Source organism: Micromonospora sp. NPDC085948 (assembly GCF_040686315.1).
Lineage (GTDB): Bacteria > Actinomycetota > Actinomycetes > Mycobacteriales > Micromonosporaceae > Micromonospora.
This window is the reverse complement of the sequence record NZ_JBFBJW010000002.1, coordinates 267,889-283,318: the sequence shown is the minus strand read 5'-3', so window position 1 is coordinate 283,318 and position 15,430 is coordinate 267,889. Positions and strand designations below refer to the sequence as shown.

Annotated in this window: 13 protein-coding genes; 8 read left to right on the top strand and 5 right to left on the bottom strand. The window is 73.4% G+C overall.

Features of this window, described 5'->3' with window-relative positions:
- Nucleotides 1-7: 7 nt before the first annotated feature.
- Nucleotides 8-874 carry an ABC transporter permease subunit gene (locus AB0O48_RS07060; RefSeq protein WP_357252575.1) on the bottom strand — a complete coding sequence of 289 codons (867 nt, stop codon included), beginning with the start codon at nucleotides 872-874 and terminating at the stop codon, nucleotides 8-10.
- Nucleotides 874-3,738 (bottom strand): alpha/beta fold hydrolase, encoded by a 2,865-nt coding sequence (locus tag AB0O48_RS07055; protein WP_357570822.1) that lies wholly within the window; start codon nucleotides 3,736-3,738, stop codon nucleotides 874-876. Before AB0O48_RS07055 ends, AB0O48_RS07060 begins: the two co-directional genes overlap by 1 nt.
- Before the next feature lie 375 nt (nucleotides 3,739-4,113).
- Here AB0O48_RS07055 and AB0O48_RS07050 point away from each other — a divergent pair, with 375 nt between their 5' ends.
- From AB0O48_RS07050 to AB0O48_RS07015, 8 genes are all read left to right on the top strand, one after another.
- Nucleotides 4,114-5,292, top strand: a complete 1,179-nt coding sequence (locus tag AB0O48_RS07050; RefSeq protein WP_357570821.1) for a hypothetical protein — start codon at nucleotides 4,114-4,116, stop codon at nucleotides 5,290-5,292.
- A complete protein-coding gene (locus AB0O48_RS07045; RefSeq protein WP_357252584.1) occupies nucleotides 5,279-7,807 on the top strand; it encodes a sensor histidine kinase in 2,529 nt (842 codons plus the stop codon). Before AB0O48_RS07050 ends, AB0O48_RS07045 begins: the two co-directional genes overlap by 14 nt.
- A complete protein-coding gene (locus AB0O48_RS07040) occupies nucleotides 7,804-8,277 on the top strand; it encodes a roadblock/LC7 domain-containing protein (protein WP_355027544.1) in 474 nt (157 codons plus the stop codon). Before AB0O48_RS07045 ends, AB0O48_RS07040 begins: the two co-directional genes overlap by 4 nt.
- A complete protein-coding gene (locus tag AB0O48_RS07035; protein ID WP_357252588.1) occupies nucleotides 8,274-8,762 on the top strand; it encodes a DUF742 domain-containing protein in 489 nt (162 codons plus the stop codon). Before AB0O48_RS07040 ends, AB0O48_RS07035 begins: the two co-directional genes overlap by 4 nt.
- Nucleotides 8,740-9,486, top strand: coding sequence for an ATP/GTP-binding protein (locus AB0O48_RS07030; protein ID WP_357252591.1), 747 nt, complete (start codon nucleotides 8,740-8,742; stop codon nucleotides 9,484-9,486). Before AB0O48_RS07035 ends, AB0O48_RS07030 begins: the two co-directional genes overlap by 23 nt.
- A 37-nt stretch (nucleotides 9,487-9,523) precedes the next feature.
- The gene (locus tag AB0O48_RS07025) at nucleotides 9,524-10,039 is read left to right on the top strand and encodes a hypothetical protein (protein WP_357252594.1); all 516 of its coding nucleotides are present in this window, start codon (nucleotides 9,524-9,526) and stop codon (nucleotides 10,037-10,039) included.
- A gap of 36 nt (nucleotides 10,040-10,075) precedes the next feature.
- Nucleotides 10,076-12,289 (top strand): AAA family ATPase, encoded by a 2,214-nt coding sequence (locus AB0O48_RS07020; RefSeq protein ID WP_357252597.1) that lies wholly within the window; start codon nucleotides 10,076-10,078, stop codon nucleotides 12,287-12,289.
- Between the two features lie 92 nt (nucleotides 12,290-12,381).
- Complete coding sequence (locus tag AB0O48_RS07015) at nucleotides 12,382-13,314, top strand: superoxide dismutase (protein WP_357252600.1); 933 nt, start codon at nucleotides 12,382-12,384, stop codon at nucleotides 13,312-13,314.
- 61 nt (nucleotides 13,315-13,375) lie between these two features.
- Here AB0O48_RS07015 and AB0O48_RS07010 read toward each other — a convergent pair whose 3' ends face one another.
- From AB0O48_RS07010 to AB0O48_RS07000, 3 genes are all read right to left on the bottom strand, one after another.
- Nucleotides 13,376-13,885 (bottom strand): GNAT family N-acetyltransferase, encoded by a 510-nt coding sequence (locus AB0O48_RS07010; RefSeq protein WP_357252603.1) that lies wholly within the window; start codon nucleotides 13,883-13,885, stop codon nucleotides 13,376-13,378.
- A 140-nt stretch (nucleotides 13,886-14,025) separates the two neighbouring features.
- Entirely contained in the window at nucleotides 14,026-14,874 is an 849-nt protein-coding gene (locus tag AB0O48_RS07005; protein WP_365063727.1) for a hypothetical protein, read from the bottom strand.
- A 124-nt stretch (nucleotides 14,875-14,998) separates the two neighbouring features.
- A complete protein-coding gene (locus AB0O48_RS07000) occupies nucleotides 14,999-15,406 on the bottom strand; it encodes a DUF3263 domain-containing protein (RefSeq protein ID WP_365063724.1) in 408 nt (135 codons plus the stop codon).
- Nucleotides 15,407-15,430: the final 24 nt, after the last annotated feature.

Genomic DNA, 15,430 nt, shown 5'->3' with positions numbered 1-15,430 from the left:
CCCGCCGCTACGACGTGATGTCCTTGCGGGTGAAGCGCCAGAACGCCAGCCCCCAGAACAGCGTCGCGTAACTGATCGCCGAGATGCAGCCGCGCACCACGTCGTCGGTCTGCACCGGGGTCGAGAGCAACCCCAGCCAGGCGGTGCTGAAGTGGGTGGGCAGGAAGTCGCGCAACGCGCCCAGGGCGGTGATCTGGTCCAGGATGCTGGACAGGATCCAGAGCAGTACCGCACCGCCGACCGCGCCGAGCGCGGCGTCCGTGGTCACCGACAGCAGGAACGCCAATCCGGCCACCACCAGCAGTACGACCGCCAGGTAGCCGAGCACGGCCAGCAACCGGAGCAGCCCCTCGGTGGGTTCCAGTTCGGCGGCGACCGTGCTGCGCAGCGGCGACCAGCCGTAGCGCAGGGTGCCGGCCAACAACGCGGTGCCGGCCAACAGCACAAGAGCCAGTCCCGAGTACGCGAGTGCGACCACCAGCTTCACCGTCAACAACCTGGCCCGGGGCACCGGGATTGCCAGCAGGTACCGCAGGCTGCCCCAGCTCGCCTCACTGGCCACCGTGTCGCCACAGAACAGCGCCACGACGACCACGAGCAGGAACGACGCCGAGACGAAGATCGAGAAGAGGGTGAAGTTGAGCCCACCGGAGGTGGCCAGGTCCACCAGACTGGCGAACTCGTTGTTGCCGTTGTCGTCGTCGCCACCGGAGTTGAACTGGAACGCGATCAGAATGATCAGCGGCAGCAGCACCATGAACCCGAGCGCCAGCTGGGTACGCCTCCGGGACGCCTGCCGGCGGAACTCCGCCCCGAACGGCATGGTGGCCGACGGCCGGTAGCCCTGGGCCGCACCCGCGCCAGTAACAGCCATCACCGGTCACCGCTTCCCCGAGAGTTGTCGCCCACCAGGGCGAGGAACGCGTCCTCCAGGCGGCGTCGCGGCACCACCCGGTCCACCCCGATGCCGGCGCGCACCAGCTCGGCCACCACCTCGCTGCGAGCCGTGCCGTTGGTGTCGACCACCAACTGGCCGTCGCTCTCCGGCAGCACCCGCACCCCGTGCAGCCGGTCCAGCACCGCCCGCGCCGCCACCGGGTCGCTGACGTCGAACAGCACACTCGGCGACTCGCCCACGATCTCCTCCACCGGCCCGGACGCCACGATCCGACCCTTGTTCACCACCACCGCGTGGGTGCACGTCTGCTCCACCTCGGCCAACAGGTGGCTGGAGACCAGCACCGCCCGCCCGTCCGTGGCATAGCGCTGGAGCACCCGGCGCATCTCGGCGATCTGCGGCGGGTCGAGCCCGTCCGTCGGCTCGTCCAACACCAGCAGCTCGGGCAGCCCGAGCATGGCCTGGGCGATGGCCAGCCGCTGACGCATACCGTGGCTGTAGTTCTTGATCTTCCGCTGTACGGAGTCACCCAGCCCGGCGATCTCCAGGGCCGCGTCGAACTGGGCGTCCTCCCACGGCCGGCCGGTGGCCCGCCAGTACGCCTTCAGGTTCTCCAACCCGGACAGGTGCGGCAGGAAACCGGGTCCCTCGACCAGCGCGCCGATCCGGGACAGCACCGGCGAGCCGGGCACCAGCCGGCGACCGAAGACGTAGATCTCCCCGGCGGTCGGCTGGGTCAGCCCCATCAGCACCCGCAGGGTGGTGGTCTTACCGGCGCCGTTGGGTCCGAGCAGACCCACCACCTGACCGGGGTGCACCTCGAAGTCGACGTTCGACACCGCCACGAAGCCGTCCGCGTACTCCTTGCGCAGCGCGCGCACGGCCAACGGCGTGTCCGCGTACTCCGGATGCACCGACCGGTCCTGGCGGCGATGCCGGCGGCGCAGCACGGCGACGACCACGACGAGGCCGATCGCGATGGCGGCGAGCAGACCGGCGAGCACCCAGCGCCACAGCGTCGCGGCGGTGGGGATCGGCTCGCCGTCGACCGTGGGCAGGCTGACCGCGCCGTCCGCCGACACCGTGTAGACGGTCGGCTCGGCGGGCGTGGTGTACGCCTGGTCCGAGGTGGCCACCACCAGCCTCAGCCGGTGCCCGGCCTCCACCCGGCGGACGATCCCGGGCAGCGTCACGGTGACCGGGGTGGCGTCCTGCACACGCTGCGGCAGGCCGGTGAGTCGGATCGGGGCGACCAGCCCGTTCGGCAGGGTCGCCGCGCCGTCGGGGTCGACGTCGTAGAGCTTGACGAAGAGCACCGCCGTGCCGGTCGGCGACGCGGCCCGCAGGGTGACGGTGGGCGCACCGGCCACGTCCACCGCCTCGGTCAACGGCGTCGACTCGAACCGGGCGTGCTGGCCGGGAACGTCACCGGCCACGCCGTCCAGCAGGGAGGTGAGCCCACCGGCGAACGGGATCGAGGAGATGGCGGCGGGGTTGCCGTTCGGCGGGTTCGCGATCGGCTGGGCCGGACCGGCGACCGTGACCTCCCGGCGGGCGTTGCCGGTCAGACCCGGGTAGTCGGCGCGGCGGAATCCGGTCGCGACCAGACCCCGGTCGAGCGCGTCGAAACCGGCGATCCGCGACCAGGTGAAGTCGTCACCGGGAGCGTCGCCCTCGCCCTTGACGTAGTGGTCGAGCCACTGGACGGTCAGGAACTTCACCCGGTCCTCGTCCGACCGGGGTCCACTGCCACCGTCGTGCCCACCGGTGAACCAGGCGACCCGTACCGGGGTGCCCGCGGCGGCGATGCCCTTCGCGTTCGCGTCCGCCTCGCCGAGCGGGAAGAGCGTGTCCGCCTCGCCCTGCACCAGCAGGGTGGGCGCCTTGATCCGGTCCAGTACGCCCGCCGGGCTGGAGCGGCGCAGCAGGTCCACGGCCGCCTGATCGGCCCGCCCGGTGGTGGCGATCCGCAGGTACGCGGCGCACACGTCGGCCGCGAACCGGCCGCAGGACGGGTCGGCCGCACCGGCCGGGGCACCACCGGGACCGCTGCCCGGACCGGCGCCCGGCCCCGGGCTGGGCGGGCCGGCCGACGCCGGTGCGCCCTGCGGCTGGGCGGCGGTCCCGCCGGACAGCCCCGCCGGGCCGGAACCCACGTTGCCGCCGCCGCCGAAGAAGAGACCGGCCCAGCCCTTCTTGAACACGCCCTCGGTCGGCGCCCCGCCGGTGCTCTCCGGCAGGAAGGCACGGGACAGGTCGTTCCAGGTGATCATGGGGACGATCGCGTCGACCCGACGGTCCTGGGCGGCCAGCAACAGCGCCAACCCACCGCCGTACGAGCCGCCGACCACACCGACCTTCGGGTCGCCGGCGGCGTCGGTGCGGACCTCCGGTCGGGCGGCCAGCCAGTCCAGCAGCCGAGACGCGTCGCGCACCTCGTAGTCCGGGTTGTCCAGGTGGATCTCACCGCCGCTGCGGCCGAAACCCCGCGCGGTCCAGGTGAGCACCGCGTAGCCGCGCCCGGCGAACTCCTCCGCGTCGGAGCGCACCGACTCCTTCGTGCCGCCGAATCCGTGTGCCAACAGCACCGCCGGGACCTTCCGCGCGGACGAGGCGTCGCCGGGCAGGTAGAAGGTCGTGTCCAGCTCCACCGGCTGGTCGTCGGACGGTCCGGAGCGGACGGTGAGCATCTCGCTCGTGCTGCGAACGCCCGACCCCTGTGGCCACACCGCCCAGGTCACGGCGGCGGCCAGCAGCGCGACGACCGCCGCCGCGGCGATCGCGCGGCGGCGGGTGGGCAGGGCACGCCGGAACCACGCGGCCGGCGACGGCGATGTCATGCGGCACACGGTACGGCCCGCAGCCTGAGCGTTGGCTGAGATCCGCCGTACGTCCGTCCGGTTGCCCCGATCGGTGCACGGACGGCAGCGAGCGCGCCATGTCCGACGCGGCACAGTGAGTTGAGTTCGGATCCCGTGAATTCCGATCTTTCACGGATATCGGCCTGCATCCCTCCATGTCACACCCACTGACGAAACAGAGCGTGTCGGGAACGGGGGCGAATGGTGACATTGCTCGAAGTGACGCGAACCTGACTCGTCCACCGAGGCCTGACCAGCGAGGGGGTCGGTTAGTTTTCCGGTCCGGTGCACGGGACTTGTCGGGGTCACCCGACACCGCGCCGATCCGCGCCCCATGCCGGAGGAGACACAACCATGACAGTCCCCGCGCCGCGGGCCCGTCGACGTCCGTCCACCCTGGGCCGACTGCTGCCGTTGCTGCTTGTCGGGGCACTCCTGGCACCGGTGGGTCTGCTCGTCACGTCCGCCTGGCAGCAGACCACCGACGACCGGGACCTCGCCGCCCGGGAGCGACTCGGCGTGCAGTACCTCACCGCGCTGGGGTCGGTCACCGACGCCCTCGTGGAGGCCCAGTCCGCCGCGGTCAGCAATCGACCCGTGTCCGGCGACGCGCTGAACCGGGCGGTCGAGGAGGCCGCCGCGGTGGACGCCCGCATCGGCGCCGAGCTGCTCAGCCAGGAACGCTGGGCCGGGGTACGCGCCAAGGTGGAAGCACTGCGCGGCCGCAGCCCCGTCGACCCGGAGGCCGCCTACACGGCGTACAGCGAGGTCTCGGACCTGCTGCTGGCACTGCACCGCAAGGTCCGGGAGAGTTCCGGGCTGGTCCGTGACCCCGTCGCTGACTCCTTCTTCCTCCAGGGCAGCGCCGGCCAGGAACTGCCCGAGGCGGTGGTGGCCGCCGGCCGGCTCGCCGACCTGGGCATGCTGGTCTCCCGCCGGCCGGCCGCCGAGCAACCACGCGGCATGATGGAGCTGGCCGGCCTGCGGGTGGCCGCCCTGGCACCCGCCGGTGACCTCGTCGACAACCTGCGCTCCGCCGTGGACGGCTCGGAGAGCACCGATCTCGGTGCCAACGTCCTCACCCCACTGGACACCTACCAACGCTCGGTGGAGGCGCTGGCCGCGTACTCCACTCCGGCCAACGGCACGAGCGTGGTGGACCCCGGTCATCTGAGCGCCGCCGGACTCAACACGCACCGGGCGGCCCGCCAACTTCAGCCGGTCATCCTCGCCGAACTGGACGCCCTGCTGGTCGAACGCATCGACGGTTTCAACCGGAGCCGATGGCTGATCGGCGCAGCGGGCGTACTCGCGGTGCTGTTGCTGAGCTGGCTCGCCGCGCTGCAGGTCGCCGCCGGTGGCCGGGCGCGGCGTCGGGCGACCCTGGCGGTGACCCACGCGGAGAGTGCCGACACCCCTGCGCCGGCAGACTCGTGGCAACCGGTGCCCAACGACCCGCGCGGGCTGCAACCGGCCGACGTGGCGCGCGACGCGGAGCCCGCGCGGTGGGGGGCCTTCGATGCTGCTCGGTAGGCTCCGGATCCGCGGCAAGCTCGCACTGCTCGTGGTGATCCCGCTGCTCAGCATGGTCGGCCTGGCCGTGCCCGTGATGCTCGACCGGGTGGGCGCGGCCCAGCGGGCCAGCGACACCGCCGAGCGGGTACGGCTCGCCAGCCGGGTCGGCAGCCTCGTCCAGGACCTCCAGCAGGAACGCATCCTCTCGGTCGGTTTCCTGCTCGGCCGGGTCGAGCGCGGCGAGGTGGTCCGCAAGTCCGCCGACGTGGACGACCGGGTGGCCGACCTGCGGGCCGGGCGCAGCGGCGCGCTCACCGACCGGGTCGACCACGCCCTGGACGGGGTGTCCAGTCTCATCGAGCTGCGCACGTCCGTGCTGGCCCGGGTCGCGAACCCGGGCCAGGTGATGGATGCGTTCGGCCCGGTCAACAATGGGTTGATCGACTCGTTGCGTCTGGTGTTCGGGGTGGACACCGACACGTTGCCGGGCCGTCAGGTGCTCGCCCTCGACGGGCTGCTCCGCGCCGACGAGGGGCTGGGCGCCTGCGCCACCCTGAGCCTGCTGGTCAAGGCGGTCGGCACCTCGGACACCATCAACGGGTACGTGGCGTGCATCGCCGCGCTCCTGGTCGACAACCAGCGCTTCCGCAGCCTGATCACACCCGAGCAGCTCAAGGTGGCCCAGCTCAACGACGCGGCCGTGGCCGCGCGAACCAGCTCGGACTTCCTGGCCACCAGCGCCCGCGACCCGGCCAGCGCCGTCCGCGACGTGCCGATGGAGGCGCTCTTCCCGGCCGTCCGCACCATGATCCGGCTCGGTCAGTTCGTGGAGAAGAAGCTGGTCGCCGACGTACTCACCGAGGTGACCGCCGAGCAGCGGCGCGCGCTGACGGCCGCGTACCTGGTCGGGGCCACCGCGGCCCTGATCCTGGCGTTGGTGGTGCTGCTCAGCGCGGCGGTCGCGCGGACGGTGGCCCGACCGCTGACCCGACTCACCCGCTCGGCGGACCGGGTCGCCCGGGTCGCCGAGGCGGAGCTGGTCCGGGTCACCGACGACGAGGGGGAGAGCCCCCAGCCGATCCGGCTGGAACCGGTGGACATCCGGGCCAACGACGAGATCGGCGACCTGGCGCGGGCCTTCGACCGGGTGCAGAGCACCGCCGCGCGGCTGGTCGAGCGGCAGGTCGCCGGCCGGCGCAACGTGGCGCAGATGTTCGGCCACGTCGGGCGGCGTACCCAGAACCTGGTGGGCCGGCAGATCGCGCTGATCGACCGGTTGGAGAAGCAGGAGGCCGACCCGGGCCGGTTGGAGCACCTGTACCGGCTCGACCACATCTCCAGCCGGTTGCGACGCAACGCCGGCAGCCTGGTGGTGCTCTCCGGTTCGGCCGGCGCCGACGCCCACACCGCGCCGGTGCCGCTGGCCGACGTGGTCCGGCTGGCGCTCGGCGAGATCGAGGACTACACCCGGGTGGAGGTGCGGGTGCCGGCGGGCATCTCAGCCGCCCCGGCGGTGGTCGGCGACCTCATCCTGGCGCTGGCGGAGTTGATGGAGAACGCCACCGCCTTCTCCCCGCCGCACACCCGGGTGCTGGTGACCGCCGAGACGTCCGGCATCGGCGCGCGGGTCACCGTCGTGGACCACGGCATCGGCATGGGTGAGCAACGGCTGGCCGAGGAGAACGCCCGGCTCACCCGCCGGGAACGACTCGACCTGGCACCGACCGAGGTGCTCGGCCTCTTCGTGGTGGGCCGGTTGGCCCGGCGCCACGGCTGGGAGGTGGGACTGGCCGCCACCACCGGCGGTGGAGTGACGGCATACCTGGAGATCCCGTCGACGTCACTTGTGCTGCGCCGTGCCGACCCGGCCGGGAGCACCGTCGCCCGGGCCTCGGTGCCGGAGCGGGACCGGCGTACGGCGGCCGCGTCCGAGCGCGCCACACGGTCCATCACGACGACCGTCACCGAGCCAACCCGCTTCGACTCGGACCTGCTCAGCCGGGCCACCCGCAGCCTGGAGGCCAGCCCGTCCTGGAACGCGTTCGGCCCCGGGCAGCCGCCGCAGCAGGCCGCACCCGCCGCCCCGGAGCCGGAACCGTCGGGCGCACCGAGCACTCCCCGGGTTCGGCAGCGGGTGCCCGGGGCCAGCCTGCACGCCGCCGCCCCACCAACCCGGCCGGTGGACGCCACCAGTGCGGACCCCGCCGCCGCGCGGGCCCTGGTCGAGGCGTTCCAGGCCGGTGTACGCCGGGCCGAACTGAACACCGTCGACCTGCCGAGCACACCGGGCGGCGTCGGCCCTACGGTGGCCGGTGGCGCCGATCCGTCCGACACCACACCGGGTCGGCCCCGACTGAGCCGACGGGTGCCGGGGGCGAACCTCACGGTCGTCCCGGCCTGTCAGCCACCCAGTACGCACCTCGGTGACCCGGCCGAGGTCCGCAAGCAGATCAGCGAGTTCGAGGAGGGCGTCGCCCGCGCGCTCCGCGAAGTCGGCCCTGACCGCCGGAACGAAGAAGGATCATCACGGTGACCAGTCCCTTCCTGCACGACAACGTCGACCAGAGCCAGTCCGGCGCGAGCGGGGACCTCAGCCCGGAGGCCCGCACGTTCAACTGGTTGCTGGACTCCTTCACCTCCGGCACGGCCGGGGTCCTGGAGGCGATCGCGGTCTCCTCGGACGGCCTCCTGATGGCCATGTCGGCGATCAAGGACCGGTCCAACGCGGAGCGGTTGGCCGCGGTGGTCTCCGGGATGACGAGTCTCGCCGGTGGGGCGGCCAGTTGGTACGCCCTCGGTGGCCTGAACCGGGTGATCGTCGACATGGCCGACGGCTACCTGCTGATCAGCGCGATCAGCAGCGGTTCCGTGCTCGGGGTGGTCGCCGACCGGTCAGCCAACCTGGGCACCGTCGCGTACGAGATGACGCTCTTCGCCGGGCGGGCCGGTGGTGCCCTGACCCCGCGGCTGATCGTCGAGTTGAAGAACGCCGTTCAGCAGTGACCCCCGACGTCGCCGGCGAGGATCCGGACCCGGAACCGAGGACCCGGATCCGCCCGTATCTGCACACGCCTCGCCCGACCGACGCGGGCGAGGTGATGGCGCCGGCGTTGCCCGAGCCGGAGCCGGACGATGGTCGACCAGCCGGTCCCCGTCCGTTCGTGCTCACCTCCGGACGGGTGGCGGGTGCCGACCCGGCGATCGGGCTGGAGACGCAGGTGACCGCCCGGATGGACGGCGGCTGGCCGACCGGCGCTCCCGATGCCCTGCTGGCACCGGAATCCCAGGCGATCATCGCGCTCTGCGCCGCACCGATCTCGGTTGCCGAGATCTCGGCCCGCGCCCGGTTGCACCTGGGCGTGACGCGGGTCCTGGTCGGCGACCTACGGGCGGCCGGGCACCTGGACGTGCACGTCAGCGACACCAACGACGCCGCCGACCCCGACCTCATCCTGCGAGTGATTGATGGACTTCGTGCGATCTCCTGAATGGCCGGTCGCCCCGCTCGGCGGGGCCGCCGGAAACAGCGCCGCCGCCCGTTACGCCGTGCCGGGCGCCGGGCCGGCAGTCGGACGCGCCGGCCCACCGCCGCCGCCGTACCAGCCGCCATCCGGCGCGGGGAGGCCCTCGCCGCCGGTCGGTAAGCCGGCGGCACCGCCGATCCCGGTCAAGATCCTGGTGGCCGGTGGGTTCGGGGTGGGCAAGACCACCACCGTGGGTGCGATCTCCGAGATCGCTCCCCTGACCACCGAGGCCGAGATGACGACCGCCGGGATCGGCGTGGACGATCCGGGTATCCGTTCCACCAAGACCACCACGACGGTGGCGATGGACTTCGGCTGCGTGACCATCGACCGGAGTCTGAAGCTCTACCTGTTCGGCACGCCGGGGCAGGCCCGGTTCGGCTTCATGTGGGACGACCTCGCCCGCGGGGCGCTCGGCGCGCTGGTCGTGGTGGACAGCGCCCGGCTGGACGACTGCTTCCCCGCGATCGACTTCTTCGAACGGGCCGGGCTGCCGTTCGTGGTCGGGGTCAACGCCTTCGACGGGCGGCTGGCCCTGGAACTCGGCGAGATCCGCTGGGCACTGGCCATCGGTGACCACGTGCCCCTTGTGCAGTTCGACGCCCGGGACCGGCTCTCGGTGCGGGACGCCCTGCTTGTCGTCCTGGACCGTGCGCTGGAACGTGCCACCCGGGACAGGCAAGCCTGAGCCGAACGGCTCCGGCCGTGCGGGAAGAGGTGATCTGGTGAGGGGCGACCTGGACGAGACGCTGGCCCGACTGGCCCGGCGCGAGGAGGCGCGGCGCCGGCGGACCAACGACCGTGACGACAGCATCCCGCCGCCGGGCCTTCCGGGGCCGGGCACGGACGACGTCCGCGGCGCCGGGCCGGGACGGCACGACCCCCGGCACGCGGGGGCGGACTCCCCGGGCGAGGTCCCCGGGTGGGGTCCGGTCGAGGAGGTGGCCGAGGCGATCCGCCAGGTCGTCGGCGGCCATCCCGGGCTGGTGGTGACGGTGCAGGTGCAGCACGAGGGTCGGACGTACCCCATGCGGGTCTCCTGGGACGGGCCGGACGTCACGGTCGGGCCGGTGCCCCCGCCGCCGCCGGTGGAACCCCCGCCGGCGTGGCCGCTGTCCGGCCGGACGGTCCCCGAGTGGGCGCCCGGCCCGGACGGGCTGACCCCGGACCCGGCGGCCCGGTTGGCCGAGCTGATCCGACGGGATCCGTCGTTGTTGGACGAGTTGGATCCGCGGCGCTGACCGGCGGGGCTGGCCCGCGGCGGCTACGGTCGGGCGGTGGCGCAACCCGACCTGACCCTGACGGCGAGCCTACGGCCGGCCGCGCTGGACGCCCGGCGGGGCATCGTGCGGCTGCATCCGGAGGCGCTGACCGCGCTGGGGCTGCGGCCCGGCGACCCGGTCCGGCTTGCCGGCCGCCGCGAGACGGCGGGAATCGTGGCGACCGCCGCACCGGGCGCGAGCAGCTCCCTGCTGTACGCCGACGACCTGACCCTGGGCAACCTGGGTGTGCGCGACGGCGCCCAGGTGCGGGTCAGCCCGGTGCCGCTGGTGCCGGCGGCCCGGGTCGTCCTGGCCGGGCCGGTGGAGGTGGTCGCGGCGGTCAGCCCGGAGATGCTCCGGCTGGCCCTGTTGGGCAAGGTGCTCACCGGCGGCGACGACGTGTCGCTGCTGCCACAGGACGTGCTGCCGGACGCCTCGGTGCGCAGCCTGGTCGAGGCGGCTCGGCGCAGCCTCGCCAACACTGTCGGTGTCGCCTGGACCAGCACCCTGCTCACCGTGCGTACGGTCGAGCCGGCCGCCGGCGCGCTGGTCACCATGGACACGATGATCGGCTGGGAGCACGGTCCCGCCACCCACGGCGGGCCAGTTCCGGCCGATACCGCGCCGGCCCGGCCGGGTGCGGTCACCGAGGCGGTCCCGGCGGAGGGGGTGCCCGACGTGGACGAGCTTCCCGGGCTGCGTACCCAGGCCGAGGAGCTGACCGAGCTGCTCGACCTCGGCTTCCACCACCGGGAGGTGTTGGGCCGGCTGGGCACCACCATCTCGCTGGGGGTGCTGCTCGTCGGTCCGGCCGGCTCCGGGAAGTCGGCGCTGGTCCGGGCCGTCGCCGCCCGGGTGGGTGCCCGCGTCCACCCGTTGTGGGCACCCGAGGTGGCCGCGTCGACGAACCAGGCCGCAGCCGACCGGTTGCGTGCCGCGGCGACGGCGGCCCGAGCCGGCGGGCCGGCGGTGCTGCTGGTCAGCGACGTCGAGGCGCTCGCACCGGCGGACGAGCCCGGCCCGGTGGCGACGGTGTTCCGCCAGGTGCTCGCGGAGTGCGTGCGGGCCGGCGTAGCGGTCGTCTGCGCCACCGGCCGACCGGAGGCGGTCGACCCCGCGCTGCGCGCACCCGACCTGCTGTCGCTGCGGATCAGCATTCCGCTTCCCGACCAGGCGTTGCGCCGCGAACAGCTCACCGTGCTGACCCGACAGGTGCCGTTGGCCGACGACGTCCGGCTGGACGAGGTGGCCGCGCGTACCCCCGGGTTCGTCGCGGCGGACCTGGCCGCGCTGGTCCGGGAGGCCGGGGTACGCGCGGCGCTGCGGCAGAAGTCCGCCGAGACGCCGACGGTGTCGATGGCGGACTTCACGGCCGCCCGGGAGGTGGTCCGGCCGACCACCATGGCGGCGTCGACCCTGGAGCTGGCCTCGGTGACCCTCGACGACGTGGGTGGCCTGGACGACGTCAAGCAGACGCTCACCGAGTCGGTGCTGTGGCCGTTGACCTACCCGGACACCTTCGCCCGGCTCGGGGTGCAGCCGCCCCGCGGTGTGCTGCTCTACGGGCCACCGGGCTGCGGCAAGACCTACCTGGTCACCGCGCTCGCCGGGTCGGGGCGGGCCAATGTGCTGTCGGTGAAGGGCGCGGAACTGCTCTCCAAGTGGGTCGGCGAGAGCGAGCGCGCGGTCCGCGAGCTGTTCCGCCGGGCCCGGGAGGCGGCCCCCACCCTGATCTTCCTGGACGAGGTGGACGCCCTGGCGCCGGTACGCGGGCAGGCCACCGACGGGGGCACCACGGACCGGGTGGTCGCCGCGCTGCTCACCGAACTGGACGGGGTGGAGACGCTACGCAACGTGGTGGTGGTCGGCGCGACCAACCGGCCCGACCTGATCGACCCGGCGCTGCTGCGGCCGGGCCGGTTGGAGCGGCTGGTCTACGTGCCACCGCCGGACGGGCCGGCCCGCGCGGAGATCCTGCGAGCCGCGTCCCGGCAGGTGCCGCTGGCGCCGGACGTCGACCTCGCCGCCCTCGGCGACGAGCTGACCGGCTTCTCCGCGGCGGACTGCGCGGCGCTGGTCCGGGAGGCGGCGCTGGCCGCGATGCGGGAGTCTCTCACCGCCGCCACGGTCACCGCCGGGCACGTCTCGACGGCACGGGCACGGGTGCGCCCCTCGCTGGATCCGGCGCAGGTCGCCGCGCTGGCCGCGTACGCCGCCCGGCGGGACTGAGCACCGCGCCCAACCTTTTGGTGCCTCCGGAGTGTTGTTAGGGCGTCACATTCCTCTGTGGAGTCCTCCACCTGGACGTCAGGCGGTGTTCCTTGCGCAAGCTGCTGTCCCTTCTCCTCGTCCCCCTGGTCGCGGCGGCCACCCTGGCCACGGTCGGTGCGCCGGCTACCGCCCACCCGACGAAGCCGTTCCCGGCCCGGATCGCCCTGCCCGACGGTTTCACCCCGGAAGGGTTGACCATCGGTCGGGGCACGACGGTGTACGTCGGGTCCGTGCTGGACGGCGCGGTGTGGCGGGGTGACCTCCGCACCGGGCGCGGCTCGGTGCTGATCCCGGGCACACCCGGCGCCGCCAAGGCAGGGATCAAAATCGACTCTCGGGGCCGGCTCTGGACCGCCGACTTCACCGGCGGCGGCGCCAGCGTGTACGACCCGGCCAGCGGTGCCAGGCTGGCCCACTACCCGTTCACCACCGACCCCAACACCCTGGTCAACGACCTGGTGATCACCGACCGGGCGGTCTACTTCACCGACTCCACCCGACCGGTGCTGTACGTGGTGCCGCTGGGTCCGGGTGGCCGCCTGCCCGCCCCCGCCGCCGTCCGGGTGCTGCCGCTCACCGGTCCGGGCGCGACACCCGACGCGTTCAACAACGGGATCGTGGCGCTTCCGGACGGCGACCTGCTCGTCGCGCAGATGCTGACCGGCCAACTCGTCCGCGTCGACCCGCGCACCGGTGGCAGCCGCGTCTTCCACCTCGGCGGCTACTCGGTGGACCGGGCCGACGGGCTGGTGCTGCGCGGTCGCACCCTCTACGTGATCCGGAACCTGAGCAACGTCATCGCGGTGGTCCGGCTGAACGCCGGCTACACCGCCGGGACCGTGCAGCGGGAGATCACGAGTCCGCTGCTACGGTCGCCGGCCACCGGTGACCTGCTCGGCTCGGCGCTGTACGTGGTGAACGGGCGGTTCGACGTGGAGTCGACGCCGACCACCGACTACGACATCGTGCGGGTGCCGGCCTGATCCAGGCGGTCGGCGGCGGCCCTGCGGTCGCCGCCGACCCGCCCGGGCACGCCGGACCGCCTCAGAGCGCCGGCGGGGTCGAGTCCAGGCAGATCTCGGCACGCACCTTGCCGTCTTCCTCGTACAGTTTGGCGCCGGACCGGTGCAGCACGGCGACCGCGCCGAAGTTGTCCGGAGTCGTCTCGGCGACCACCACCCGCATGCCCGCCCGAGCGGCGGCGTTCAGCAACTCCCGCAGGGCGGCCGCGCCGATCCCCTGCCCGCGCGCCGAGCGACCGAGCCACATGCCGGCCTCCACCGTGCCGGGCTCGTCACAGCGAGTCATCCGAACCATACCCAGTACCTCGCCGCCCACGAGGATCGCGTACATCTGCGAGCGGGTGGGGCCGTCCAGCCCGCCGAAGCTGGCCCGATGGAACTCCCGGAACGCCTCGCGACGGGCGAGCGACCAGCCGGCGGGGGCCTCGACCGGAGGCATCACATCGCTGGGCTCCGCCTCGGCAGCCGCTACGGAGAGCAACGGCTCCAGGTTCTGTTCGTCCACCGGCTCCAGCCGGACCGCACCCGCCACGTGCCGCAGTCTGCCGCGCTCATCGGCCGAAGTCCACCCCATTGGCCATCCACTGGCGGTCCGGACAACGGTACCGGCCGGTCGGGCGGGCGAGGTGTTCCACATCACGCTCTGTTGTCACCCGACCGGGTGTAAGAAGCTCAAACCGCCGGCGCGAACTCGCAGAACACCACCGACGCGTCGTCGGTGGGCTTGTGCCGGCGCAACCGGTCCGGGTGGTCGCGCTCGGCCGCCCGGACCCGGTCGAGCAACGCGCCCGGCCCGTCGGCACTCAACAGATCCAGCAGTCCGGCCCAGTCGGTGAGTTCGAACTGCTCCACCGCACTGGACGCGCCGTCACTGAGCAGCGCCGCCCGGCGGATCGCCGTCGAACCTCGCCGAGGCATCGACCCGGTCACCGCGTGGAAGGCCGCGTCCGGGTCGGCGGCCGCCACCCAGTAGCCGTGGGTACGGTTCATCCGCTCCCGCTGCACGCTCACGGCGTGCCGGAACCGGGTGACCGGATCCGCCGCGCCGCCGGGCAGGACGGCCACCGTCTCCCGCAGCTCGGCCATCGCCGCGTCCAGCCGGTTGTCGGTGACCACGCTGACCTGACCGCCGGCGTCCAGGACCAGAGGGCTGTCGCAGAGCACCAGGTAGTCCACCTGGTCGCCGCAGTCCCGCAGCAGGCACACGGTGCTGGACGGGGTGCCGGGATGGTCGAGGTCGCACTGCCCACCGTGGTCGGCGCGCACGGCGAGGATGGCCGCCGCCAGGTTGCTGGTCAGCCGTGCCGCCGGGCGTGCCGCTTCGGCGACGCCGAGGCGGGCGGCCAGGTGCCGGACGTACCACTCCGGCCCGTGCACGCAGCCGGTGTCGAAGCCCTCCGGCACGGTCGCGCCGTCCAGGACGCCGACCAGCGGACCGAGCTGGAAGACCAGGTCCTCGTTCACCGGCCGGCCCGGGGCCGGTGCGGACGCGGCGCGTACCCGCATCACCGCCACTCCCACGTCGGATTGGTGCCCGCCATCGCCCGCCCCCTCCGTCAACCTCCGGCCACCCGCCCAGCGGCGGCCCCGGAGCGCTCCCCGCGTACCCCGTGGACCCGGCTACATTCCTGCCGGGCGGTGCCGGTCAGCGGCGACGGTTGCGGGCGCGCGACGAGCGCAACCGGCGGAGCCGGGCGATCAGCACGGGATCCGCGGCCAACGCGGCCGGGTTGTCGAGCAGCCCGTTGAGCAACTGGTAGTAGCGGGTCGAGGAGAGCCCGAAGGTGTCCCGTACGGCCTGCTCCTTGGCGCCGGCGTGCCGCCACCACTGCTGCTCGAAGGCGAGGATGGCCCGTTCCCGTTCGGTCAGCCCGACGGCTGTCGGCGCGCTCGGCGCAACGGCGATCCCGTCGTCCGGCTCGAGATCATCGGTGCTCTCGATGGGCGGCACCGGCCGCGGAGTCGGAACCGACGGCGTGACCACACCCGCGACATCACCTCGACGAGCGTCAGTGGACGGCTCGGGGGCGGCCGGGGTGGCGTCGGCGGACATGGTCCTCAGCCTAGCCAGGGAAGA